Source organism: Bisbaumannia pacifica, from assembly GCF_007989625.1.
GTDB lineage: Bacteria > Pseudomonadota > Gammaproteobacteria > Pseudomonadales > Halomonadaceae > Bisbaumannia > Bisbaumannia pacifica.
Genome location: NZ_BJUK01000050.1, coordinates 1 through 21,336, shown reverse-complemented (window position 1 = coordinate 21,336; position 21,336 = coordinate 1). Strand labels below are relative to the sequence as shown.

The 21,336-nt window shown below is 68.8% G+C and carries 22 protein-coding genes; 8 read left to right on the top strand and 14 right to left on the bottom strand.

What is annotated here, in order from left to right; genetic code table 11:
* Positions 1-27 precede the first annotated feature (27 nt).
* The 6 genes from HPA02_RS15680 to HPA02_RS15655 all read right to left on the bottom strand — a co-directional run bounded on the left by HPA02_RS15680 (position 28) and on the right by HPA02_RS15655 (position 6,460).
* The gene (locus HPA02_RS15680) at positions 28-882 is read right to left on the bottom strand and encodes a universal stress protein (protein WP_146804144.1); all 855 of its coding nucleotides are present in this window, start codon (positions 880-882) and stop codon (positions 28-30) included.
* A 98-nt stretch (positions 883-980) separates the two neighbouring features.
* Positions 981-2,471 (bottom strand): SulP family inorganic anion transporter, encoded by a 1,491-nt coding sequence (locus HPA02_RS15675; RefSeq protein WP_146804143.1) that lies wholly within the window; start codon positions 2,469-2,471, stop codon positions 981-983.
* Between the two features lie 358 nt (positions 2,472-2,829).
* A complete protein-coding gene (locus HPA02_RS15670) occupies positions 2,830-3,738 on the bottom strand; it encodes a DMT family transporter (protein WP_244945943.1) in 909 nt (302 codons plus the stop codon).
* Between the two features lie 33 nt (positions 3,739-3,771).
* Entirely contained in the window at positions 3,772-4,563 is a 792-nt protein-coding gene (locus HPA02_RS15665; protein WP_146804142.1) for a slipin family protein, read from the bottom strand.
* Between the two features lie 57 nt (positions 4,564-4,620).
* Entirely contained in the window at positions 4,621-6,069 is a 1,449-nt protein-coding gene (locus HPA02_RS15660; protein WP_146804151.1) for an NfeD family protein, read from the bottom strand.
* 79 nt (positions 6,070-6,148) lie between these two features.
* Positions 6,149-6,460: a putative quinol monooxygenase gene (locus HPA02_RS15655; protein ID WP_146804141.1), complete on the bottom strand. Its 312-nt coding sequence runs from the start codon at positions 6,458-6,460 to the stop codon at positions 6,149-6,151.
* A gap of 88 nt (positions 6,461-6,548) precedes the next feature.
* Here HPA02_RS15655 and HPA02_RS15650 point away from each other — a divergent pair, with 88 nt between their 5' ends.
* Positions 6,549-6,953, top strand: coding sequence for a VOC family protein (locus tag HPA02_RS15650; RefSeq protein WP_146804140.1), 405 nt, complete (start codon positions 6,549-6,551; stop codon positions 6,951-6,953).
* 260 nt (positions 6,954-7,213) lie between these two features.
* Here HPA02_RS15650 and HPA02_RS15645 read toward each other — a convergent pair whose 3' ends face one another.
* The 3 genes from HPA02_RS15645 to HPA02_RS18480 form a co-directional block, all read right to left on the bottom strand.
* Positions 7,214-7,990, bottom strand: a complete 777-nt coding sequence (locus HPA02_RS15645; RefSeq protein WP_146804139.1) for a maleate cis-trans isomerase family protein — start codon at positions 7,988-7,990, stop codon at positions 7,214-7,216.
* A gap of 59 nt (positions 7,991-8,049) precedes the next feature.
* Complete coding sequence (locus HPA02_RS15640) at positions 8,050-8,745, bottom strand: DUF6969 family protein (RefSeq protein WP_222594004.1); 696 nt, start codon at positions 8,743-8,745, stop codon at positions 8,050-8,052.
* A gap of 85 nt (positions 8,746-8,830) precedes the next feature.
* Complete coding sequence (locus HPA02_RS18480; RefSeq protein ID WP_244945942.1) at positions 8,831-9,517, bottom strand: cytochrome-c peroxidase; 687 nt, start codon at positions 9,515-9,517, stop codon at positions 8,831-8,833.
* A gap of 306 nt (positions 9,518-9,823) precedes the next feature.
* Between HPA02_RS18480 and HPA02_RS15625 the strand changes: the two genes are divergently transcribed.
* On the top strand, positions 9,824-10,429 hold the full coding sequence (locus HPA02_RS15625; protein WP_244945941.1) for a sigma-70 family RNA polymerase sigma factor: 606 nt from the start codon (positions 9,824-9,826) through the stop codon (positions 10,427-10,429).
* A complete protein-coding gene (locus tag HPA02_RS15620) occupies positions 10,426-10,632 on the top strand; it encodes a zf-HC2 domain-containing protein (RefSeq protein WP_146804138.1) in 207 nt (68 codons plus the stop codon). Before HPA02_RS15625 ends, HPA02_RS15620 begins: the two co-directional genes overlap by 4 nt.
* A 23-nt stretch (positions 10,633-10,655) precedes the next feature.
* On the opposite strand, the gene HPA02_RS15615 is transcribed toward HPA02_RS15620, so the two are convergent.
* On the bottom strand, positions 10,656-11,192 hold the full coding sequence (locus HPA02_RS15615) for a hypothetical protein (protein WP_146804137.1): 537 nt from the start codon (positions 11,190-11,192) through the stop codon (positions 10,656-10,658).
* Positions 11,189-12,208: a DUF3179 domain-containing protein gene (locus HPA02_RS15610; RefSeq protein ID WP_146804136.1), complete on the bottom strand. Its 1,020-nt coding sequence runs from the start codon at positions 12,206-12,208 to the stop codon at positions 11,189-11,191. Before HPA02_RS15610 ends, HPA02_RS15615 begins: the two co-directional genes overlap by 4 nt.
* Before the next feature lie 175 nt (positions 12,209-12,383).
* On the opposite strand from HPA02_RS15610, the gene HPA02_RS15605 reads away from it, so the two are divergent.
* The 5 genes from HPA02_RS15605 to HPA02_RS15585 all read left to right on the top strand — a co-directional run bounded on the left by HPA02_RS15605 (position 12,384) and on the right by HPA02_RS15585 (position 17,746).
* Positions 12,384-13,025: a CDP-alcohol phosphatidyltransferase family protein gene (locus HPA02_RS15605; protein WP_146804135.1), complete on the top strand. Its 642-nt coding sequence runs from the start codon at positions 12,384-12,386 to the stop codon at positions 13,023-13,025.
* Between the two features lie 81 nt (positions 13,026-13,106).
* Positions 13,107-14,180 (top strand): phosphotransferase family protein, encoded by a 1,074-nt coding sequence (locus HPA02_RS15600; RefSeq protein ID WP_146804134.1) that lies wholly within the window; start codon positions 13,107-13,109, stop codon positions 14,178-14,180.
* A gap of 21 nt (positions 14,181-14,201) precedes the next feature.
* Complete coding sequence (locus tag HPA02_RS15595) at positions 14,202-15,413, top strand: ABC transporter substrate-binding protein (RefSeq protein WP_244945940.1); 1,212 nt, start codon at positions 14,202-14,204, stop codon at positions 15,411-15,413.
* A 21-nt stretch (positions 15,414-15,434) separates the two neighbouring features.
* Entirely contained in the window at positions 15,435-17,117 is a 1,683-nt protein-coding gene (locus HPA02_RS15590; protein ID WP_244945939.1) for an ABC transporter permease, read from the top strand.
* Positions 17,114-17,746, top strand: coding sequence for an ATP-binding cassette domain-containing protein (locus tag HPA02_RS15585; protein WP_146804133.1), 633 nt, complete (start codon positions 17,114-17,116; stop codon positions 17,744-17,746). The genes HPA02_RS15590 and HPA02_RS15585 overlap by 4 nt, the downstream gene beginning before the upstream one ends.
* A 93-nt stretch (positions 17,747-17,839) precedes the next feature.
* Here HPA02_RS15585 and HPA02_RS15580 read toward each other — a convergent pair whose 3' ends face one another.
* The 3 genes from HPA02_RS15580 to HPA02_RS15570 all read right to left on the bottom strand — a co-directional run bounded on the left by HPA02_RS15580 (position 17,840) and on the right by HPA02_RS15570 (position 21,167).
* Complete coding sequence (locus tag HPA02_RS15580) at positions 17,840-18,394, bottom strand: DinB family protein (RefSeq protein ID WP_146804132.1); 555 nt, start codon at positions 18,392-18,394, stop codon at positions 17,840-17,842.
* A gap of 99 nt (positions 18,395-18,493) precedes the next feature.
* Positions 18,494-18,802, bottom strand: coding sequence for a hypothetical protein (locus HPA02_RS18270; RefSeq protein ID WP_186810008.1), 309 nt, complete (start codon positions 18,800-18,802; stop codon positions 18,494-18,496).
* 106 nt (positions 18,803-18,908) lie between these two features.
* A complete protein-coding gene (locus HPA02_RS15570; RefSeq protein ID WP_146804131.1) occupies positions 18,909-21,167 on the bottom strand; it encodes an amylase in 2,259 nt (752 codons plus the stop codon).
* Between the last annotated feature and the right edge of the window lie 169 nt (positions 21,168-21,336).

Below are 21,336 nucleotides of genomic sequence, written 5' to 3'. Positions count from 1 at the left end.
CGAGCGCAGGCAGTTTTCGTACAGAGCCTAACGCAGCAGCAGCACCGGCAACTTCGCCTTGCGCAACATGGCGGTGGTGGTGCTACCCACCAGCAGATGACGAATCCGCGAGTGGCCGTAGGCCCCCATCACCAGCAGGTCGATGCCCTGCTCCTCCTTATAGGCGCGCAGGGTCTCCTCCACCTCGCCGGCACGGATCTCGCCCTGGGCCCGGTGCCCGGCCTCGCGCAGGGTGCTCAGCGCCCAGTCGAGCTGGGAGCGCAGGTCGGCGAGCTCCGCTCCCACCATCACCACGTGGCACTCGCACTCCCGAAACAGCGGACTCTTGGCGATCATCTCGACCCCCTTGCGGGTGGTCTTGCTGCCATCGAAGGCGATCAGCACCCTCTCGGGGCGGGTGAAGGTGGGCGGCACCATCAGGATGGGGCGGTGCAGGCTGCGCACCACTCGCTCCAGGTTGGTGCCCAGGTGGCCGCTGTCCTGCTGGTGTCCCTCGCCGCGCTTACCGATCACCAGCAGTCGGGTCTCCTCCTCCAGCTCCGCCAGGGTCTCCACCAGGGTGCCGTTGCGCTGGCGGCTGGCGGGTTCCGCCACGCCGTCGCCGATGGCCCGCTCCTTGGCCGCCTGGAGCATCAGCCGGCCCTGCTCCTGGGCGAGCTTGGCGCGCTGCTCGTCGAGGCTGGCCAGTTCCTCCAGCAGGTGCTCCCGGGAGCCCAGGCCGATATTGCCGGAGAGATCCGCCTCGGCGGTCTGGGGATGATTGTCCACCACGTGCAGGAAGGTGAGCGGCGCCGCCAGCGCCAGACTGGCCCAAGCCGCGTAATCGCAGACGCCCTGGGAGAACTGGGAGCCGTCGATGGCGGCCATTACATGATCGGTCATTGTGCTCGCATCCTTTTGCTGGCGTATGCCCCGTTTCTACCCTATCGATGCCGCGCTGAACACCCCGGCGCGGCCGGGGCGTCGGCGGGTCCCTCCCCTCAGTGACCGCCCATCAGCTTCTCGACGGCTTCCGGGTCGTTATGCACGGCGTAGCGGTCGACGATGGTGGCGCTGGCCTCGTTGAGGCCGATCAGCTCCACCTCGGTGCCCTCGCGGCGGAACTTGATGACGATGCGGTCCAGGGTCTCCACGGCGGTGATATCCCAGAAGTGGGCCCGGGAGAGGTCGATGGTGACCTTCTCGAGGCTCTCCTTGAAGTCGAAGGCGGCCATGAAACGCGACGCCGAGGCGAAGAACACCTGGCCCACCACCCGATAGGTGCGCGCGTTGCCCGACGCGGCGAGCTCGGAGCCGAGGTAGAGGATATTGCCCACCTTGTTGGCGAAGAACATCGCCGCCAGCAACACGCCGACGAAGACGCCGATGGCCAGGTTATGGGTACCCACGGTGACCGCCACGGTGGCCAGCATGACGAGGTTGGTGCTCATCGGATGCTTCTTGAGGTCGCGGATCGAGCTCCAGCTGAAGGTCCCGATGGAAACCATGATCATCACCGCCACCAGGGCCGCCATGGGAATCTGCGAGACCCAGTCGGCGAGGAACACCACCATGATCAGCAGCGCCCCGCCGGCGATCAGGGTGGAGAGGCGTCCGCGGCCGCCGGACTTCACGTTGATCACCGACTGACCGATCATCGCGCAGCCGGCCATGCCGCCCAGCAGGCCGGTGCCGATATTGGCGAGGCCCTGGCCCTTGCACTCGCGGTTCTTGTCGCTCGGGGTATCGGTCAGATCGTCGACGATGGTGGCGGTCATCATCGACTCCAGCAGCCCCACCACGGTGAGCATGATCGCATAGGGAAAGATGATGCCCAGGGTCTCGAGGGTCAGCGGCACGTCCGGCCACAGGAACACCGGCAGGGTATCGGGCAGCTCGCCCATGTCGCCGACGCTGCGGATCTCCATGCCGGTCAGCAGGTAGACGGCGGTCAGCACCAGGATGCACACCAGCGGCGACGGCAACGTCTTGCCGATCACCGGCACATAGGGGAAGCCGTAGATGATGACCAGGCCGGCGGCGGTCATGGCGTAGACATGCCAGGTGACGTCGGTGAGCTCCGGCAGCTGGGCCATAAAGATCAGGATCGCCAGGGCGTTGACGAAGCCGGTGACCACCGAGCGCGAGACGAAGCGCATCAGATCGGCGAGCTTGAGGTAGCCGGCGACGATCTGCAGCACCCCGGTGAGCAGGGTGGCGGCGAGCAGGTACTCCAGGCCATGCTCCTTGACCAGGGTCACCATCAGCAGCGCCATGGCGCCGGTGGCGGCGGAGATCATCCCCGGGCGGCCGCCGGCGAAGGCGATGATCACCGCCATGGAGAAGGAGGCGTAGAGGCCGATCTTGGGATCGACCCCGGCGATGATGGAGAAGGCGATGGCCTCGGGAATCAGCGCCAGGGCCACCACGATGCCGGCCAGGGTGTCGCCCTTAAGGTTGGAGAACCAGTCTTGCTTGATCGATCGAATCATTCTGCGGTCCAGTCGAGGGGTGATGCCTCGCCGAGGTGCACGACGCCCTGCCATGACAGGGGCGGCTCGCCGGGCGAGAAGCGTTGATGAGTTGCGGCGATGGGTGAAACGAGGGCGCGCGGGCGCCAGGCATCCACAGTGATGCCAGGGGGTGACGCCGCCATGACGGCAATCGCGTCTCCCCGGAGGAGGAAGGCAGTGCTAGGGCGGCGTCATACCGCGCGGAGAGGCGTGAGTCACCTGCTGAAAATCCCTTGCTCGTTTCATTGGCGTCCGATCCTGACCCGAGGCGGTGAACGCCAGGCATTCGACCGGGGTCTCGAGGACGCTGATTTTGAGGAGCGCGAATTCTACCAGCTTACCCGGCGCCCTGCACCCGCCGCCTGAGGCGCCGCTCGCGACGCAGGTCGCAGGCGCCCTTGAGCCCCAGGGTGCCGAGTACCAGGGCGCCACCCACCAGGGCCGAGGGCGAAGGGCGCTCCGCCAGCAGCCACCACAACCAGAGGCTGCCCACCACCACCTCCAGCAGCATCAGCAGCCCCACCTCGGCGGCGGGCAGGTAGAGGGGGCCGCGCTGGATCAGGGTAAAGCCCAGCGGCAGCAGCCCCAGACACAGCAGCAGCAACAGCCCCAGGCGCTGCGCCGGCGGCCAGGCGAGGCTCTCGCCGGCGATGCCATACGCCCCCGCCGCCAGGGCCACCAGCAGCCCCGAGAGGGTCAGCATGGGACTCATGTCGATACCCGGGCGGGTGCGGCAGAGGGTGAAGTTGGCGGCCAGGGAGAGCGCCGCCAGCAGGGCGAAGCCGTTGCCCAGGAGGCTGCCGGCGCCGGCGTCGTCGGCAACGATCAGGGCGGTGCCCAGCAGGCAGGCGCCGATGGCCAACCAGGTGCTGGGAAGCTGGCGCTCGCCGAGCAAGCAGCGCGACAGCAGGGCGGCGAAGAGCGGCGCGCCGGCCAGGATCATCAGGACGTTACCGCCCTTGGTGTACTGGTTGCCCAGCACGAAGCCCAGGGTAGAGCCGGCGAAGAGCAGCGCCACCAGCAGGCCGGTCGCGCCGCAACGACGATAGGCGGCGAAGAAGCCGCGCCCCTGGCGAAGCCAGACGATGATCACGAAGCCCAGCGCCGTCAACAGCCCCCGCCATAGCAGGATCGCGGCGTCCGGTAGGCCGATCAGCTTGATCAGCAAGGCATCCGGGGAGATCACCAGGGCGCCCCCGGCGGTCATCAACAGGCCCTGCTGGCGTGGCGACAGGCGGGGGCTCAAGGTCGCCTCGCGGCCCTCGCTGCCCGACGGGACTCAGGAGGCATCGTCCCCCCCGCCGGTACGCGCCCGGGCCGCCGGCGAGGCCTTCATCTCGCGGAAGGCCTCGACCAGGTCGATGGGCAGCGGCACCACGATGGTGGAGGCGTTCTTGTTGCTCATGTCGCTCATGGTCTGCAGGTAGCGCAGCTGCAGGGCCGCGGAATTCTCGGACATGATATTGGCGGCCTCCACCAGCTTCTTGGAGGCCTGCAGCTCGCCCTCGGCGTGGATCACCTTGGCGCGCCGCTCGCGCTCCGCCTCAGCCTGGCGGGCGATGGCGCGGATCATGCTCTCGTCGAGGTCCACGTGCTTAATCTCCACGTTGGCCACCTTGATGCCCCAGCCCTCCGCCGAGGCGTCGATGATCTCCTGGATATCGTCGTTCAGCTTGTCGCGTTCGGAGAGCATCTCGTCCAGGTCATGCTTGCCGAGCACCGAGCGCAGGGTGGTCTGGGCCAGCTGGCTGGTGGCATTGACGTAATGCTCCACCTGGATGATCGCCTTCTCCGGGTCCACCACCCGGAAGTAGAGCACCGCATTGACCTTGACGGTGACGTTGTCCTGGGAGATGACGTCCTGTTCCGGCACGTCCATGGTGATCACCCGCAGGTCGACCACGTCCATCTTTTGGATCCCGGGGATGATGATGATCAGCCCCGGCCCCTTCACCGACTGGAAGCGCCCCAGGAAGAAGACCACGCCGCGCTTGTACTCCGGCAGGATGCGAATCGCCGCCGCCAGGAACATCACCACCAATACCAGGGGAACGAGATAGGTCACCATCATGGTCCGGACTCCTCGGTTGTCGCTGCGAATTCGCCGCCGCCCTCGACAGCATAGCCGCTAGTCGGCGGCGTCCAGGGGTGCCACTTCCACGGTCAGGCCGTCGACCCGCACCACCCGCAGGTGCTGGCCGCGGCGCACCGGGGCGGCGGACACCGCCCGCCAACGCTCGCCATGCAGGCGCACATGCCCCTCCCCCTCGAAATCCTCCTGGGCGATGGCCTGCTCGTGGAGCAGCTCCTCCTGACCGGTGCGAACCGGCGCACGGCGCAGGCCCACGAAGCGGGTCATCACCCATAGCATCAGCAAGCCCGCCAGGCCGGCCACGCTGCCGATCATCGGCAGCGAGATGCTCAGGTGCTCGGCGTCCATCAGGATCACCGAGCCGATCACGAAGGCCACCACGCCGCCGATGCCGAGGATGCCGAAGCTGGGCATAAAGGCTTCGCCGACGATCAGCCCCAGGCCCACCAGGATCAGCGCCAGGCCGGCGTAGTTGACCGGCAGCACCTGGAAGGCAAACAGCGCCAGCAGCAGGCAGATCACCCCGATGGTGCCGGGGATCAGGCTGCCGGGGTTGGAGAGCTCGAAGATCAGCCCATAGAAGCCGATGATCATCAGGAAGTAGGCCACATTGGGATTGGTGATCACCGCCAGCAGCTCGGTGCGCCAGTCGGGATCATAGGTCTCGATCACCAGGTTGGTGGTGTCCAGCACCCGGGTGCCGCTCTCCATCACCACCTCGCGGCCATCGATCTGCGCCAGCAGGTCGGCCAGGTCGCTGGCCAGCACGTCGATGACGTTGCGCTCCAGGGCCTCGTTGGAGGTCAGGGTCACCGCCTCGCGCACCGCCGCCTCGGCCCAGTCGGCGTTGCGCCCGTGGCGCTCGGCCAGGCCGCGGATATAGGCCACCGCGTCCTCCAGCACCTTGCGCTCCATGGCGGTCTCGCCGCGGCGGGGCTCGCTCTCCGGGGCGGGCGCCTCGTCGGCGCCCTGGCTGGTGGCCTCCGCCGCCTCGTCGGCGACGGCATCGTCCGAGGCCTCCTCGGCGGGGGCGTCCGGCTCATCATCCATCCCCGGCAGGCCGCCGCCGCCCAGCTGCACCGGGGTGGCGGAGCCCAGGTGGGTGGCGGGGGCCATGGCGGCCACATGGCTGGCGTAGAGCAGGTAGGTGCCGGCGCTGGCGGCCCGGGAGCCGCCGGGGGAGACATAGAAGGCCACCGGCACCGGTGAGGAGAGCATGGCGCTGATCATCTCTCGCATGGAGGCGTCGAGGCCGCCGGGGGTATTGAGCTTGACCACCACGAGCTCGGCATTCGCCTCGGCGGCCAGGCGCAGGCCACGCTGGAAGTAGTCGTTGCTGGCGGGGCCGATGGCCCCGTCGATGGTCAGCACCCAGGCGCTGCGCTCGGCCTGTTGCGCCTGGGCATGCCAGGCCAGGACGCTGCCGAGGGCCAGGCAGCATAGCGACAGGATCAGGATGATGCCCTGACGAGTGTTCCACCGCATGCTGCCCATGGCTGACCCTCCGGCTATCTCGCACTCTTAGTCGTGTGATGAGGCGCCGGGGCGTTGGTTCATTCCGGCCTCAGGCCCGGCGAACCTCGGGGCTGGTGGCCAGTACCCCGGCCCGGATCACGCTCTGCTGCTCGATCAGGGGATTCACCACCTCGCGGCTGGCCTGGTAGTGAGGCGTCTGCTTGTGCTCGGCCAGGGCCGCTTCATCCCGGTATATCTCATAAAGGTAGAAGAGATTCGGGTCCTGCTGGTCTTCCAATACATCGAAAACGTGGCAGCCCGGCTCTTCGCGCACCGAGGCGGCGGCATTGGGCAGCATCGCCTCCAGGAAGCGCTCCCGCTGGCCGGGCTTGAGTTGAGTCTTGACGATAATGCAGAACATGGCAGGGCTCCTCGACTTGACGCAGGGTTTAAATGGAAATACTTTCCACAAAATATCATAGACGAGTCGATGACCAAAGGAAGCCACCATGCAACGCCCCGCTCCCCTCAATGGCATGCGCCATATCGCCCTCCAGGTGCAGGACCTGGAGGCCTGCGAACGCTTCTACGTGGACCTGCTGGGCATGGAGGTGCTGCGCCGCGCCCATGCCGACCTGGTCTACCTGACCCTGGGCAACGACAACCTCTCGCTGAGCCGCGCCAAGGCCCCCACCGGCGAGGATCCCCAGCGCCTGGATCACTTCGGCTTCGTGGTGGATACCCCCGAGGACGTGGATGCCTGGCACGACTACCTCCAGGCCCAGGGCGTCCGGGTGACCAGCGCCCCCCATGATCATGCCGATGGCGCCCGCAGCTTCTACTGCCTGGACCCGGACGGCAATAGCGTCCAGCCGCTCTATCATCCCTGCGTCTCCGGGCAGCGGCTGGGCTAAGCGCCGAGAGCCGAGAGCCGAGAGCTATCATGCTGCCTCCGGGCAAGCAGGCTCGCTCCCGCCGGGACGAAACCCCGACGCGGCACGAGCCGGGTGACGCGCACCAGGCCGGACCAAGGTCCCTCTTGCCGACCTGAAGCCGACATCCCTGTCGGCTTGCGCTACCCGGCTCGCTTCGCGTCGGCATCCCGGCGAAGTCGCTGATCCTCCTCGCCCGGAGGGCATGCCGCATTATTCTGCCAGTCGATGAGAGCCATCTCTTATCCCGCCAATAATCGGCCAAACCCCTCCAGACGCGTGGCCCGTCCGGCCAATCGCCGAGCATGCCAGTAGAGGGCCTGGTTGCTGGAGAGGCAGGGAATCCCGAAGCGCGCCTCGAGGGCGTCGAGACGCTCCAGGGCGCGCAGGTTGGTGCAGGGCATCACCACCGCCTCCACCCCTTCGGCCCCCTCCAGCAACACCGCCAGGGCATCGCCGAGGCAGTCCGGGTCCACCGCCGGAATATCCACGTCGCGGCTGAGATGGAAGCCGCCCACCGCAACCACCTCGATACCTAGCGCCGCGAAAGCGGCATAGAAGGCGGCATTGAGCTCTCGCACATAGGGGGTCAGCAGGGCGATACGCTTCGCTCCCAGACTCGCCAGTGCCTCGCGCAGGGCCAGCCAGGGGTGGGTCACCGCCACCCCGGGACGCACCGCGGCGAAGGTCCTGGCGATGGGCCGATCACCGATCAACAGCCCCGCCGAGGTACAGCCGAAGACCAGGGTATGCAGGGGCAGTCCCGGCACCAGGGTGTGGGCCGCGGCCTCGATCTTCGGCGCCAGGGCCAGCAAGGCGCGCGGCGTCACCTCCCCGGTGGTCGGCAAGCGAGTACAGAAGCACTCCAGATCGTCACCGAGCAGCCGCTGCCAGTCGCGCTCCAGGGTGTAGTCGGTATCCAGCAGCACCAGGCCGATGCGCAGCAACTCGGGCCGGGCATAGCGCCGATAGGGCAGGCCCCGTTCCAGATAGCTAAAGTGCTCGCCCCAGTCGCTCATGCCGACGCCTCCCCGTATCACCTTGCCCCAGCATAGCCGGCATCCGGACGAAGCGAGACTCAGGGCCTTCGGCAGGCCGCCTCGAGGCGCTCGGCCCAGGCGGGCAGGTCCAGGGGGATCTGCCCGATCACCTCGATATCGCGGTTCTCGAAGATCTTCGGGTCCTCGGCACGGAGCCGGGCGATCTCGCGATCTCGGTGGGCCAGCAGCACCTCCAGTTGCGGCCGACAGGCGCTGACCAGGGCGGTGACCCAGCGGTTGACCGGCCAGGAGGGCCAGGCGTGATCGATCTCGAAGGACTCGGCCAGGGCCAGGGTCTCCTCGGCGCTACGCCAGCGCTCGCCGGTGACCCAGCGGTTGGTGGTAAAGAGGCCGATGGGCGCTCCCCAGGCATCCATGGAGACCGCCACCAGGTGGGTGGGCGTCCTCACCTTGCCGGGACGGTTATCCTTCGCCGGCCGATTGAAGAAATGAAAGTGACCATGCTCGCCGTCGCGATGGGCATGGTAGTAGTACTGCCCGCCGGTCTCCCGGTCGTAGACATCCCCCTTGGGGTAGTGCTCGAGCCGCACGAACTGTCCCTGTCCCTTGAGCAGTTCGCCCACCAGGTTGAGCCCCACCTTCTTCAGCACGCGCTGGCAGTCGAGGGCCTCCCGGGCCGCCCGGTGGCAGGTCCTCAGGGTCTCGGGATCATAGGCGGCGAGATCGGGCAGGACGACCGGCTCGCCGATGGAGAAGGCCTCCAACAGTGTCATGACGGCTCCTACTGGGGTCTCTCGTCAGCGTAACAGACAGACGTAAGCCGGGAGCCAGGCCCCCAGCTGACGACCACCAGCGGTGTTACAGGTGATGGGACTGCCCGGAATAGCGCCGCTGCACCTCCACCACATAGGCCGAGAGGGCCGCCAGTTCCTCGCTATCCCAGCCCAGGGCATCCGCCGCCATGGGGGTCACCATGCACATCTGCACCATCTCGTCGGCATGTACCGTCTCCATGCCAAACATGTTCTCGCCCATGGCGACGCGATGGGGATAAGGCTGCTCGAAGGTCGCCTGATAGCCCTGGTCGCCCCCATGACAGCTGGCACAGGACAGGCCGTTGCCACTCAGGCTGGCGTCATTGAATAACGCCTCCCCACGCGCCAGCAGCTCGGCGTCATTCTCGCCGGACTCGCTATACGCAGGCGTATAGCCTTCCGGCCGCTTGACCGCCTGGGCCGGATCGTCGGCGGCACAGGGATTGGCCGCCGCACAGGGGTTATCTGCCGCGCAGGGATTCGCCGCCGCGCAGGGATTCGCCGCGCAGGGATTGGCCGCACAGGGATTGGCCGCACAGGGATTGGCCGCACAGGGATTGGCCGCCGCACAGGGATTGGCCGCGGCGCTGGTCGAGATGGCGGCACAGGGGTTATCCATGCCATCCGCCGCGGCCTGCACGGCCACCCCGGCCAGGGAGAGGCTCAACAGGGTGCCCGCCAGGGTGCACTGCCATTTGGTGAAACGGGATGGGGGGAAGGCGTGTGTCATTGTCGTTCTCCTCGCTGCCTGATCTTGGTGTCGCGTGAATACCGGCGTCGCTCGCCGGCGCTTCGCGGGAAACACCGGTGCCGATGCGGATCGGTCCGTCGAAATGATGTCCCGGGCCTCCTGCGTCTTGTGTCGTCGCAACACGCCTGGCCTTACGGGGAGAAGACGCCTCTTTTATTCTTATAATGAATATTTAAATCACCACTTCATGCTTCCGGTCGGCACCATCACCCGATTTCGCCCTATCGCGAGGCCGTGATGTTTGCAAGGATACTCGACACGACCTCGACTCACAGGGAGATCACCATGCCAGACGCCGCTCATGACCCCGCCTCGCAGGAGCAGCAAGCGCGCATGCAACGCCTCGCCGCCGTCAGGCCGCGGCTGGTCTCCTTCGCCAGGCTGCAGTTGCGTGATAACGCCCTGGCCGAGGATGCGGTCCAGGAGGCCCTGGCGGCGGCCATCGAGAAGGATGCCAGCTTTTCCGGGCGTTCCGGCTACGAGACCTGGGTCTTCGGCATCCTCAAGTACAAGATCCTCGACACCCTGAGGGAACAGAAGCGTCGCGGGCATTGGCAACCCTGGGAGGACGAACTCGATGAAGACGCCATCGACCGCCAGTTCCAGCAGAACGGCCGCTGGCAGCCCTCGGCACGCCCCAGCGACTGGGGCGACCCGGAGGCGACCCTGCACAACGATCACTTCTGGCGCGTCTTCGACAGCTGCATGATCGCGCTTCCCGAGGCGATCGCCCGGGTCTTTACCCTGCGCGAGCTGATGGGACTCTCCACCGACGAGATCTGCCAGATCGCCGAGATCAAGGAGAACAACTGCTGGGTCATTCTGCATCGCGCCCGATTGCGCCTCAGGGAGTGCGTGGAGAAGGGGTGGCTGGCGGAGGATAAATCATGATGATGTGCAAGCGTGCCACCGAGCTGATGTCGCAACGCCTCGACCGCCCCCTGCGCTGGCAGGAGCGCCTGTCGCTGCGCTTCCACCTCACCCTCTGTTCGGCCTGCCAGCAGTGCGATCGACAGTTTCAGTTGCTGCATCGGATCCATGAGCGCTTCGACGCGCCCCATGACTCGACACGGGAAGGCGACCGCCGGGACTAACTCCCCCTAGCCTGGCGACGGACTCAAGGCGGCCGATCCAGGCGCCGCGCCAGTCGCCATAGGCCTACCAGCATGGCCACCACGGCCAGAGGCAACAGGATCGGCATGACCCCCGCCACCGCCCCGGCGAGGGGCAGTCCCAGCCAGATCAGTACCAGGGGAGCGCAGCAGGCCCCGCCGAGCAGCAGGGCCGGAATCGATGCCAGGAGGCTTGTCGAGGCCTCGCCCAGGCCACAGGCCCGGGGCGAGCGCCACACCCACCAGGCCGCCAGCAGGTTGAGCCCCAGCAGGATGCCCAGGCCCAATGCCAACAGGGTATTGAGGGGACTGAAGGTCCAGACCCAGCCCCCCACGACGATCCAGCCCACCGGCTCGAAGCGCAGGAAGCCACGGCGCTCGAAGAGCCGCTCCCAGGCCGGGAAGCCGGTCTCCAGGCCGCTCCCGCCGCCGGCCAGGTCACCGGTCAACCAGAGAAAGGCCAGGGCATAGGCCAGGGCCATCGCCCCCAACCCGACCATCGCCCCGGGGCTCGACGTCAGGCGACGCCATAAGCGGCTCATGGGACCTCCGCATAGAACTCGGTGGCGGGGTAGAAGGCGACCCAGGCGAACCACATGGCCTCGAAACCGTTCAGTGGCTCCAGGGCCTCGATACCCGGGCCACTCACGCCCTCTGGGCCGAAGCCAAGCGTGTCGGCATCGAGGCTAGTCCCCCGGGGGTTACGAAAGGCCCAGGCGCTATCGAGCCCCGGATCATGAATCACCACGATGCGCTCCGCCCCCAGGCGAGTCTCGATCAAGCCCGCGTCTCGCAGCACGCGACGATCCACCGCCAGGGCGCCTGAGGCGGTACGCACGCCGTAGATCAGGGTCTTGGGGGGCAGACGACCATCCCGATGAAGGACCGGGAAGAGCCGGCGACTCTGCGGCAGGTAGTACCCCCCCAGGGGGGCGTAGCTGCCATAGGGATCGCGTCGATAGTTGCGCACATAGCCGGTACGCTCGGAGAGCACCTCGCTCTCGGGATAGCGGGCGCGCCACCGTCCCCAGGTCGTCCAGACGACGCGCACCTCCTCGAGCCCTTGCCCGGCCAGGGGCCCATCGATGGCGGCGCCGAGGATCTGCGGCCACTCGCTGCCGGTGGCCCGGTCGTACATCACCAGATTGCTGTTGACCAGCTTTCCGGAGACGCCCAGCTCGGTCTCGCCGCGCCGAAACCCCAGGGCGGTGGCGGTCAGGGGGCAGTAGGTGATGCTCAGGGCCTCCCCGCCCACCTCATCGTTGACGATCTCGTGCCAGACCAGGATACGTTGGGGATAGGCCCGGGCCTCGCCCCGGTGGTAGAGGCCGATCACGATATCGTCGTCATCCAGCCGCGCCTGGTCGGCGCTCACGAACCGGGGGCGGTCGATGGACGGAATGCCGTCGCGCCCCGGACCACCGGGGCGCCGGGCGGCGCGCAGCGTCTCCAGAGGGTACGCCACCATGCCCTGAGGGGCCTCTCGGGTGGGAGGCGCCGCCAGGGCCGGCACGAGAACCAGCCAGGCGAGAAACGCGGTCAGCAGGAATCGGTACATGCTCACCTCTCCGAGCAGAAGGCCCCGAGTCGAGGGCACGGGGCCTCTCTTTGGGTCGCCGCCCTGGCCAGGTCCTTACACCGAGTCCATTATCACGGTATTGCCGCAACCAGGCCGTAAGGCTGGTCGCCCCGCGCCGACGACAGTCCGTGATGGATCGACAAGGAGTCCCCCGATGCTTGACCGCTGGACCATGCCGCTGACCCAGGCGCCACTAATACGGCTGGCGGACTGGCTACATCGCCGCGGTGTCGGCGCCGACCGGGTCACCCTGGCGGGCTTCGCCATCGGCCTGCTGGCGCTGCCCCTGCTAGCCATGCAGTGGTATCTCCCGGCCCTGGTCGTGATCCTGCTCAATCGCCTCGCCGATGGCCTGGATGGCGCCCTAGCCCGCCTCGGCGATACCACCAGCGATGCCGGCGGCTTCCTCGATATCGGCCTCGATTTCGTCTTCTACGGCGCCGTGGTCTTCGGCTTCGCCCTGGCCGACCCGGCGCGGAATGCGCTGGTGGCGGCCCTGCTGCTATTCGCCTTTATCGGCACGGGGAGCTCCTTCCTAGCCTTCGCCATCATGGCCAATCGTCACCAGTTGCAGCGCCCCCGCTTTCCCCGCAAGGCCTTCTACTACCTGCATGGCCTGACCGAGGGCACCGAGACCATCCTCGCCTTCCTGCTCTTCTGCGTGTTTCCCGATCACTTCCCCTACCTGGCGACGGCCTTCGCCGTGGCCTGCCTGATCACCACGGCGACCCGGCTATGGGGCGGCTACCACACCCTGGTCCAGGCCGACCACACCCCACCGAGTTGCCGGGGCTGACGCACCGGCTGTAAGGTCATGGCCGGTATCGCGACTCAGGAGGAATCGCGACAGCAACCCATCTCGCTCAAGGACCCCAGCGTGACACAGCCGTCCCCCATCGCCCGCCATGCCGGCCTCGCCGCGGCCCTGAGGACCCAGGCCGCGGAGATTCCCCATCGCTCGCTGGTCGCGCTGGCCGATACCGGTCTGGCCCATGATCACCTGCGCCTGACCGGCAGCGGCCTGCTGGCCAGGCTGCCCAAGCAGAGCCAGATGGGCCTGGAGCCGCTGCCCCATCTGCACTATGAGGCCTGCTGTTTCTCCCGGGCCGCCCCCTCCGGCCATACCCCGCCCCTGGAGCGCCTGCTGGAGCCGACCCCCGAGATGCCCCGCGGTGCCCTGCTGGTCGGCGAGATCGCCGGGCGCCCGGCACGGCTCCCCGAGGACCTGCCCGCCCTGGTCGAGGCCCTGGCCGCCATCCACCGCCTGCCGCTGCCCGCCCCGAGACGGCAATTGCCCCTGCTGGCGCCGGCGGATCCGCTGGCGGCCATGCTGGACGAGGTAGCGCGCCAGGCCGCCTACCTGCCCCGTGCCGGGCTGACCACGGCGGCACGCCGAGGCATCGAAGCCGAGCTGGCCCGCTTCCGACACGATTTGAGCCGCGCCGACCGACCGCCGTGCACCCTGATCACCTTCGATGCGCACCCGGGCAACTTTCTCCTCGACGAAGGCGGCAAGGCGTGGATGGTCGATCTGGAGAAGTCCCGCTATAGCCACCCAGGCTTCGACCTGGCCCATGCGACCCTCTACACCTCCACCACCTGGGACCACTCGAGCCAGGCCGAACTGACCCCGGCGCAGGTGGCCGCCGCCTACGAGACCTGGGAGGCCGCGATGGGCGCCTCGGGTCGGGCACACCGCCATTGGCACCTGGGTCTGCGCCGCGCCATGTGGCTGTGGTCGATCACCTGGTGCGCCAAGTGGCGAGTGACGTCCGCCGACGAGGCCGCTCCTTGCCGGGGCGAGGACTGGTCCCGACGCAACAATAGCGCCGCGCTTAACGCGCATGTCGCCGAGCGGGTGACTCACTACCTCGACGCCGCCATCATCGAGCGCGTCCGCGACGAATTCGCCGACCTGGCCCAGGCCCTCGGCACCCCGAACCACTTCTGACCCACAAGGAAGCCCTCGACCATGCAAAGGTCCATGCCACGCGCCCTGAGCCCCCTGCTGCTGTCACTCAGCCTCTCCGCCCAGGCGGCCCCCGATCCCCATGACTGGGCGGCGGTGCTCGAGGAGGCCCGCGGCCAGGAGGTGTTCTGGTACGCCTGGGCCGGCGAGGAGCGCATCAACGACTATATCCAGTGGACCGCCGAGCGGGTCGAGGCGCGCCATGGCATCACCCTGACCCACGTCAAGCTGGGCGATACCGCCGAGGCGGTGTCGCGGGTGCTGGCCGAGCGCCAGGCCGGTAACGACGACACCGGCAGCGTGGACCTGATCTGGATCAACGGCGAGAACTTCGCCACCATGAAGGCCAACGACCTGCTGTTCGGCCCCTGGGCGGAGCAATTGCCCCACTACCCCCTGACCGCCCCGGAGGACAATCCGGCGGTGCGCTACGACTGGACCATCCCGGTGGATGGCCTGGAGTCGCCCTGGGACAGCTCCCAGGTGGTCTTCTACTACGACACCGCCCTGGTCGACGACCACCCGGATTCGATGCCGGCGCTGCTCGACTGGGCCCGCGCCAATCCCGGCGAGTTCACCTACCCCCGGGTGCCCAACTTCCTCGGCAACGCATTTATCACCCAGGCCCTGCTGGAGCTGGCCGAGGACACCGGCCCCTTCTACGCCCCGGTCGAGGAGAGCGACTTCGACGCCCTGACGGCCCCGCTCTGGGAGTTCCTCGATGCCCTGCACCCGCACCTGTGGCGCGGCGGCCGCGCCTTCCCCGCCAACAGCTCGGAGCTGCGCCGCCTGATGGGTGATGGCGAGATCGGCATCGCCCTCTCCTTCAGCACCACCGAGGCCTCCGGGGCCATCGCCAACTTCGAACTCCCCGAGACGGTGCGCAGCTATGTGCATGCGGATGGCATGCTCGGCAACCTGAGCTTCCTGGCGATTCCCTACAACGCCTCGCACCCGGCCGGCGCCATGGTGGTGGCCGACTTCCTGCTCTCCCCCGAGGCCCAGGCCCGCAAGCAGGACCCGGCCGTCTGGGGCAGCGGCACCGTGCTGGCCATGGAGCGCCTCGACGAGCAGCAGCGCGAGCGCTTCGCCGCCATCGACCTGGGCATCGCCACCCTGCCCCCGGAGGAACTCGGCGAGCTGCTCGGCCAGCCCCACCCGAGCTGGGTCGATGCCCTGGAGGCCGCCTGGCTGGAACGCTATGTGGGCCAGTAAGGCCGGGGCCAGCCACCACTCATGATGCTGCGCCTGGTTCCCCCGCTGATCGCCCTGCTGCTGGCCGGGCCCATCCTGGCCGGCCTGTCGATGGCCCTGCTGCCCGCCTTCGGCTACCTGCCGGCCCTCGGCGGCGAGACCCTGAGCCTCGCCCCCTGGCGGGCGCTCTTCGCCCAGCCCGGCTTGTGGCGCTCGGTGGGCGTCAGCTTCGCCAGCGGCCTGCTGACCACGGCGCTATCCCTGGCCGTGGTGCTGCTGTTCCTGGCCAGCGCCGCGGGCGGGCGCTTCGATCGCTGGATGCGCCGCCTGGTCTCGCCGCTGCTCTCCCTCCCCCATGCCGCGGCGGCCTTCGGCCTGGCCTTCCTGATCGCCCCCTCGGGGCTGCTGCTGCGGCTGGTCTCCCCCGGCCTCAGCGGTTGGGAGCGCCCCCCGGACCTGCTGATCGTCCAGGACCCCTGGGGGCTGGCGCTGATCGCCGGCCTGGTCCTCAAGGAGGTGCCCTTCCTGCTGCTGATGAGCCTGGCGGCGCTGCCCCAGCTCGACCCTCAACGGCGCCTGGCCATGGCCCGCTCCCTGGGCTATCGGCCCACCCTGGCCTGGTTCAAGGGGGTGGCACCGGCGCTCTATCCGCTGATCCGCCTGCCGGTCTATGCGGTGATCGCCTACGCCTCCTCGGTAGTGGACGTGGCCCTGATCCTCGGCCCCACCCTGCCCCCGGTGCTCAGCGTCTCGATCCTGCAGTGGTTCAACGACCCGGACCTCTCCCGGCGCTTCCTGGCCTCCGCCGGCGCCATCCTGCAGCTCGGAGTCACCGCCGCCGCCCTGCTCGCCTGGTGGTGCCTCGAGCGACTCGGGGCCTGGCTGATGCGCGGCTGGATCGCCCGGGGCGGGCGGCGCCGCGGCGAGGTGCCGCTGCGCCTGGCCGGGCGGGGCCTGATCCTGCTGACCACGGTGACCGCCTTCCTGGGGCTGGCCGGCCTGGCCATCAACTCGCTGGCCACCTTCTGGCGCTTCCCCGAGGCCTGGCCCCGGGGGCTGACGCTGCAACACTGGCTCAGGGTGCTGCCGCAGCTCGCCGAGCCGCTGGCCTCCACCGCCATCATCGCCCTCGGCGCCACCCTGCTGGCCCTGGTGCTGGTGTTGGCGGCCCTGGAGAACGAGCAGCGCCACGGGCGGCGCCCCTCCCGAGCACTATGGCTACTCTACCTGCCGCTGATCGTGCCGCAGATCGCCTTCCTGTTCGGCCTGGTGGTGGTGATGGAGTACCTGGGCACGCGCCCCCACCATGGCCTGGTGATCTTCGGTCACCTGCTGTTCGTGCTGCCCTATGTCTACCTATCCCTCGCCGAGGCCTACCGCCGCCTCGACCCCCGCTGGTCGCAGCTGGCCCGCACCCTGGGCGCGCCACCGCACGAGCTGTTCTGGCGGGTACGCCTGCCCCTGCTGCTGGCTCCGCTGCTGACCGCCGCCGCGGTGGGTCTGGCGGCCAGCATCGGCCAGTACCTGCCCACCCAGTTGCTGGGCGCCGGGCGCATCACCACCGTGACCACCGAGGCGGTGGCCCTGGCCTCCGGCGGCAATCGCCGGGTGATCGGGGTCTGGGCCCTGGTCCAGGCCGGCCTGCCCCTGGTGGGCTTCACCCTGGCCGTGGGCCTGCCCCGGCTGCTCTGGTCCCGTCGACGCGGCATGCGAGATTCCCTATGACCCAAGCACACCATCTCGACCTCGAGAACATCGACATCCGCCTGAACGGACGCCCGCTGGTGGCCCTGGATACGCGTATCGGCCCCGGCGAGGTGCTCACCGTGATGGGCCCCTCGGGGTCCGGCAAGTCGAGCCTGCTGGCCTACCTGGCAGGATTCCTGGGCGGTGACTTCACGGCCAGCGGCGCGGTGCGCCTGGATGACCGCGCCATCCAGGCGCTGCCCGCGGAGGAGCGCGGCATCGGCCTGCTGTTTCAGGACCCGCTGCTCTTCCCGCACCTCTCGGTGGCCGGCAACCTGCGCTTCGGCCTGCCCCGCCACCGCCGCGACAAGCGGGCCCGGGTCGAGGCGGCCCTGGCCCATATCGGCCTGGCGGGTTTCGGCGACCGCGACCCGGCGACCCTCTCCGGGGGCCAGAAGGCGCGGGTGGCACTGATGCGCCTGCTGCTCTCCGAGCCCCGGGCGGTGCTGCTCGACGAGCCCTTCTCCAAGCTCGATACCCAGCTGCGCCAAGAGATGCGCGATTGGGTCTTCCAGCACCTGCGCGAGGCGGGCCTGCCCAGCCTGCTGGTGACCCATGATTATCAGGATGCCGAGGCCGCCGGCGGGCACCTGATCGAGCTGGCCTAACCGATGGCTCCGCTCAGGGTTCTCGGCCCCCCGGTCTCATCGGCGACATGGGCACTTGGCAGAGCCGATGACGAGAACGCCAGTGAAGGGCGGTCAGGCGCGTTGTCGCTGCTGGCATCGTGCTTGCTCCTCTCGGTGGCGCCGGGTGGAGGGATGGATGCCGAAGGGCTCGGGCAAGGTCAGGCCGAGCCCCTCGGCCAACAACCCCAGCAGCGCCATATGGTGAACGGTATGACTGGTCAGGAAGGCGAGCTCGCGCCCCAGGCCGGTGGCCAGGCAGCGCCTGCGCCCGCCATCCAGGGGATAGTCGAGGATCAGGGCGGTGTCTCCCGGGCGAGTGCCCAGTGCCTCCAGGGCCGTGGCAATCCCCCGTAGCCGTCGCCGTGCCTCCCGGGGAGAGCATTCCAGCCGGGCCTCGCGGCGGCGATGTTCATAATCCAGGCGCCCGCCGGGCACCGCGGCCAGCAGGGCGTCATAGTGATCGATGATATGGCGCACGTGCTTGCCCAGGCTCTGCGCCGTATTCCCCCCCAGGGGACTCGCATAGGCCTCGGGGGCGAGGCCCTCCAGGAAGTCGCATAGCTGGTCGAGGACCTGGCGATTCTCCTCCACGAGGCCGCCCAGATCGACGGCGGGATGATGCGTCATGGCGTCTCTCCATTGATCCCCGCGGGAGCGGTACGCTCCCCCGGGTCAACCGCGGCGAAGCCGGCATGAAATAACGCCGGCTCGCCGTCTTCTCTGCCACTAACCTTCGGCTTCCGCTTCTGCTTCGGCCTCACCTTCTCCTTCGGCCTCACCTTCTGCTTCGGCCTCGCCCTCGGCTTCACCTTCCGCTTCGGCCTCGGCTTCTCCCTCGGCATCGGCGCTGGCCTCGGCGAGCATCAAGGGCGCTTCCTGGCCACTGGTGTAGCCCGCGGAGTCCATGGCCTCGGCGGCCACGGCCTGGGTCGTCAAGCCGCTCGCCACCAGCAGCATCGCCGGGGCCGCATAGCCCAGGCCGCGCCCCAGGCGCGCCAGCAGGCTGCGACGGGTCTCCTCTTGTGGTGTCATCATGCTTCTCCTCGCTTTCCGGTGGGCGGCATCGTTCCGGGCGAGGTCGGCCGCCCGTCGCGGCCTCGCCCGTGGTGCCCCGCCGGAGGGCGGGCCATCCTGGGTTCATTCAGTCGCCAATCGCCGCCGAGGGTGTCAGCCACTCGGCCAGGAGCGCCTCGGATTCTTCCCGCGTGCTGACCCGTCGCGCCGGCACCCCGACCAACCAGCCCAGCACTGCCTGGGGAGCCCTCATATCGGCGGCATGGAGCCGGGGCAACAGGGCCGCGAGCAGATCCAGGGGCGTCACTATCGCGGCCCCCGCTTCGACCAGCAGCACCCCCCGCAGCCCTATCGGTCGCGCGGCCTCAGGCGACAAGGCGTCGCCCCGGGCCGGCGTCTCCAGGTGCAGGCGCAGGCCTGGCCCGAAGCCAGCGGGCGTCTCGCCGGCCAGGGCCTCGACCAGCGAGGCCGCCCAGGCGGCGTCACTGGCGTAGAGGCAGAGCACGCCACCGTCGGCGCCATCGCTCAGCAACTCGGCCTCCACCACCGGCTGGTCGGGGGCGGCGGCGCGATGCAACAGCTGCCGCCTCAGGGTCCCGGCCAGGTGAGTCAGGCCGAGCCGACCGGCGACCCACTCCCCCTCGGCGGCCAGGGCATAACCGGCCCCGGGCTCCCGCAGCACCGACAGGTGCGGGAAGGCATCGGCCTCGGCCTCGCGCAGAGAAAAGGCCGTCGCCAAGCGCGCGAGGGCGGCGCTATCGGCGACTTCCAGACACCAGCTCCGCCCAGCGAAGTCGAGGCGATGACGAGACGGCCGGGAAAGCCGGGTGGCATCCGCCTCGGGCGCAGGCCCGGCGCCGGCCTCGCCCTGGCAGAGCAGGCCGAGACGGCACCACTCGCCCAGGGTCTGCCACACCTCCCGGCGCAGGGTCGCCGGCTCGGGCGACGCCTCGCCCTGGGCGGCGAGCCGCGCGAGCTCCGTGACGATGGCCTCGGAGGCGAGCCCCTCGGTGGCCAGCAGCCAGATCAGTGACGCCGTCTCGTTGAGGCGGTAGAGCCGATCCCGAGCGGAATCATGCAGCGCCAACCGCTCCCCGGCGATCAGCTCCGTCACTCGGCGCCGCACCAGGCGGGGCGGGGCCAGGGGGCCCTCGCCCAGCGCCTCGGCCAGGCACAGGTCGGCGCGGCCGGGCAGGGAGAAACAGGGCAGGTAGCGCTCCGGCGCGGCCGCGGGCAGCAGGCGCCGGAAGCCGCCAGCCCGGGCCAGCTCCGCCTGGGCCTCGCACAACCAGGCGGTCGATTCATCCTCGGCACCGCCCTCAGCCGGCGGCTGCTCGCCGGGAATATCCACCAGGGTCACCAGATCGCGCACCAGGCTCTCCTTGACCGCCGCTTCCCTCCGGCCGCCGCTCTCGGGGGCGGCGCAGATGCCCAGCGAGGGGCTGAGGTTGCACTCCAGGATCCACGGCTTGAGGATGTCATCCACCAGGCAATCGAGGCCCAGCAGCTCGTAACAGCCGCGGGGGTCGGCCCCCGCCTCGGCGGTGCGGCCACGCATGGCATCCACGGCGGCGATGGCGGTGAGCGTCACCAGGTCCTCGATACGGGCGAAGAGCGCCCCATCGTCGTGGCCCTGGTCGTGCAACCAGGCCCGGTAGCTCTCGAGGTCGATAAACTCCACCGGCACCTCGGCGCGCTGGTTCCGCGCGTTGATATCGGGATTGGTCAACTGGCTGAAGGGGTTGTCGGCGTCCTCCGGGTCCCAGGGCTCGGAGGCGAGCTTGGCGAAGCCCTGGCGGTAGAGATAGACCCGCAGGGGCGTCAGGGAGCTGATCAGCACATAGAGGCGCAACACATACTTGTGGCCGCGGATGGTATGGGGGTTGGCCAGGTACTCCTGTACCAGCCAGTCCCGGGCCAGGGGCGCCTCGGCGACATCGCGCAGCACCCGCACCCCCTTGCCCTTGGAGGCATTGGTGGGCTTGAGGATCCAGCGCCGCTCGGGGCCTGCCTCGGCGGCCTGCTGCAGGGCATGGTAGTCCCGAGGCATCACATAGGCGCGGGGGAAGAAGTCGAGCCGCGCGGCGAACTCGCTGTCGGTGCCGTAGCCGTCGATCAGCCGGCTGCGCAGTTCGGCCAGGCTCTGGTGCAGGCGACTCTTGACGGTCAGCGCCGCATTGCCGGGAAAGTGATTGAGCTTGCGCCGCGGTGAGACCCGCTGAAAGTGCACCGGGTCGGGCATGCCGGTGACCCAGGCGGCGTCCCAGCGCTCCTCGTCGCCCGGCTGCCAGCCCCGCGACTCCAGGGCCTCGCGAAAGAAGCGATCCTGTTCATCGGCGCGCTGGCCGCCCAACCAGAAACGTGGGGGGTGCTGGGTCCGTGTCATGCCTGCCTTCTCCCGTCGGTGATCGGGTCGTGCAGGCTATGTCGGGGCCAAGAACGGATCCTTACAGTCGCTCGGACTTTTCTGGACTCACTCCATCCGCCCGATCAGGCGCTCGGCCAGGCTTTCCAGGTCGGTGACGGTGCCGGTTAGAGAGGGGCTCGCCGCTCCT

Bases quoted from the DNA above. Each gene is read 5' to 3' on its own strand.
- HPA02_RS18270 (WP_186810008.1), bottom strand. From the start codon at position 18,802: ATGATGACACCACAAGAGGAGACCCGTCGCAGCCTGCTGGCGCGCCTG.
- HPA02_RS15615 (WP_146804137.1), bottom strand. From the start codon at position 11,192: ATGAGCCGCTTATGGCGTCGCCTGACGTCGAGCCCCGGGGCGATGGTC.
- HPA02_RS15665 (WP_146804142.1), bottom strand. From the start codon at position 4,563: ATGATGGTGACCTATCTCGTTCCCCTGGTATTGGTGGTGATGTTCCTG.
- HPA02_RS15570 (WP_146804131.1), bottom strand. From the start codon at position 21,167: ATGACACGGACCCAGCACCCCCCACGTTTCTGGTTGGGCGGCCAGCGC.
- HPA02_RS15660 (WP_146804151.1), bottom strand. From the start codon at position 6,069: ATGCGGTGGAACACTCGTCAGGGCATCATCCTGATCCTGTCGCTATGC.
- HPA02_RS15590 (WP_244945939.1), top strand. From the start codon at position 15,435: ATGATGCTGCGCCTGGTTCCCCCGCTGATCGCCCTGCTGCTGGCCGGG.
- HPA02_RS15625 (WP_244945941.1), top strand. From the start codon at position 9,824: ATGCCAGACGCCGCTCATGACCCCGCCTCGCAGGAGCAGCAAGCGCGC.
- HPA02_RS15595 (WP_244945940.1), top strand. From the start codon at position 14,202: ATGCAAAGGTCCATGCCACGCGCCCTGAGCCCCCTGCTGCTGTCACTC.
- HPA02_RS15620 (WP_146804138.1), top strand. From the start codon at position 10,426: ATGATGATGTGCAAGCGTGCCACCGAGCTGATGTCGCAACGCCTCGAC.
- HPA02_RS15610 (WP_146804136.1), bottom strand. From the start codon at position 12,208: ATGTACCGATTCCTGCTGACCGCGTTTCTCGCCTGGCTGGTTCTCGTG.
- HPA02_RS15580 (WP_146804132.1), bottom strand. From the start codon at position 18,394: ATGACGCATCATCCCGCCGTCGATCTGGGCGGCCTCGTGGAGGAGAAT.
- HPA02_RS15605 (WP_146804135.1), top strand. From the start codon at position 12,384: ATGCTTGACCGCTGGACCATGCCGCTGACCCAGGCGCCACTAATACGG.
- HPA02_RS15650 (WP_146804140.1), top strand. From the start codon at position 6,549: ATGCAACGCCCCGCTCCCCTCAATGGCATGCGCCATATCGCCCTCCAG.
- HPA02_RS15585 (WP_146804133.1), top strand. From the start codon at position 17,114: ATGACCCAAGCACACCATCTCGACCTCGAGAACATCGACATCCGCCTG.
- HPA02_RS15645 (WP_146804139.1), bottom strand. From the start codon at position 7,990: ATGAGCGACTGGGGCGAGCACTTTAGCTATCTGGAACGGGGCCTGCCC.
- HPA02_RS15675 (WP_146804143.1), bottom strand. From the start codon at position 2,471: ATGATTCGATCGATCAAGCAAGACTGGTTCTCCAACCTTAAGGGCGAC.
- HPA02_RS15640 (WP_222594004.1), bottom strand. From the start codon at position 8,745: ATGACACTGTTGGAGGCCTTCTCCATCGGCGAGCCGGTCGTCCTGCCC.
- HPA02_RS18480 (WP_244945942.1), bottom strand. From the start codon at position 9,517: ATGACACACGCCTTCCCCCCATCCCGTTTCACCAAATGGCAGTGCACC.
- HPA02_RS15680 (WP_146804144.1), bottom strand. From the start codon at position 882: ATGACCGATCATGTAATGGCCGCCATCGACGGCTCCCAGTTCTCCCAG.
- HPA02_RS15655 (WP_146804141.1), bottom strand. From the start codon at position 6,460: ATGTTCTGCATTATCGTCAAGACTCAACTCAAGCCCGGCCAGCGGGAG.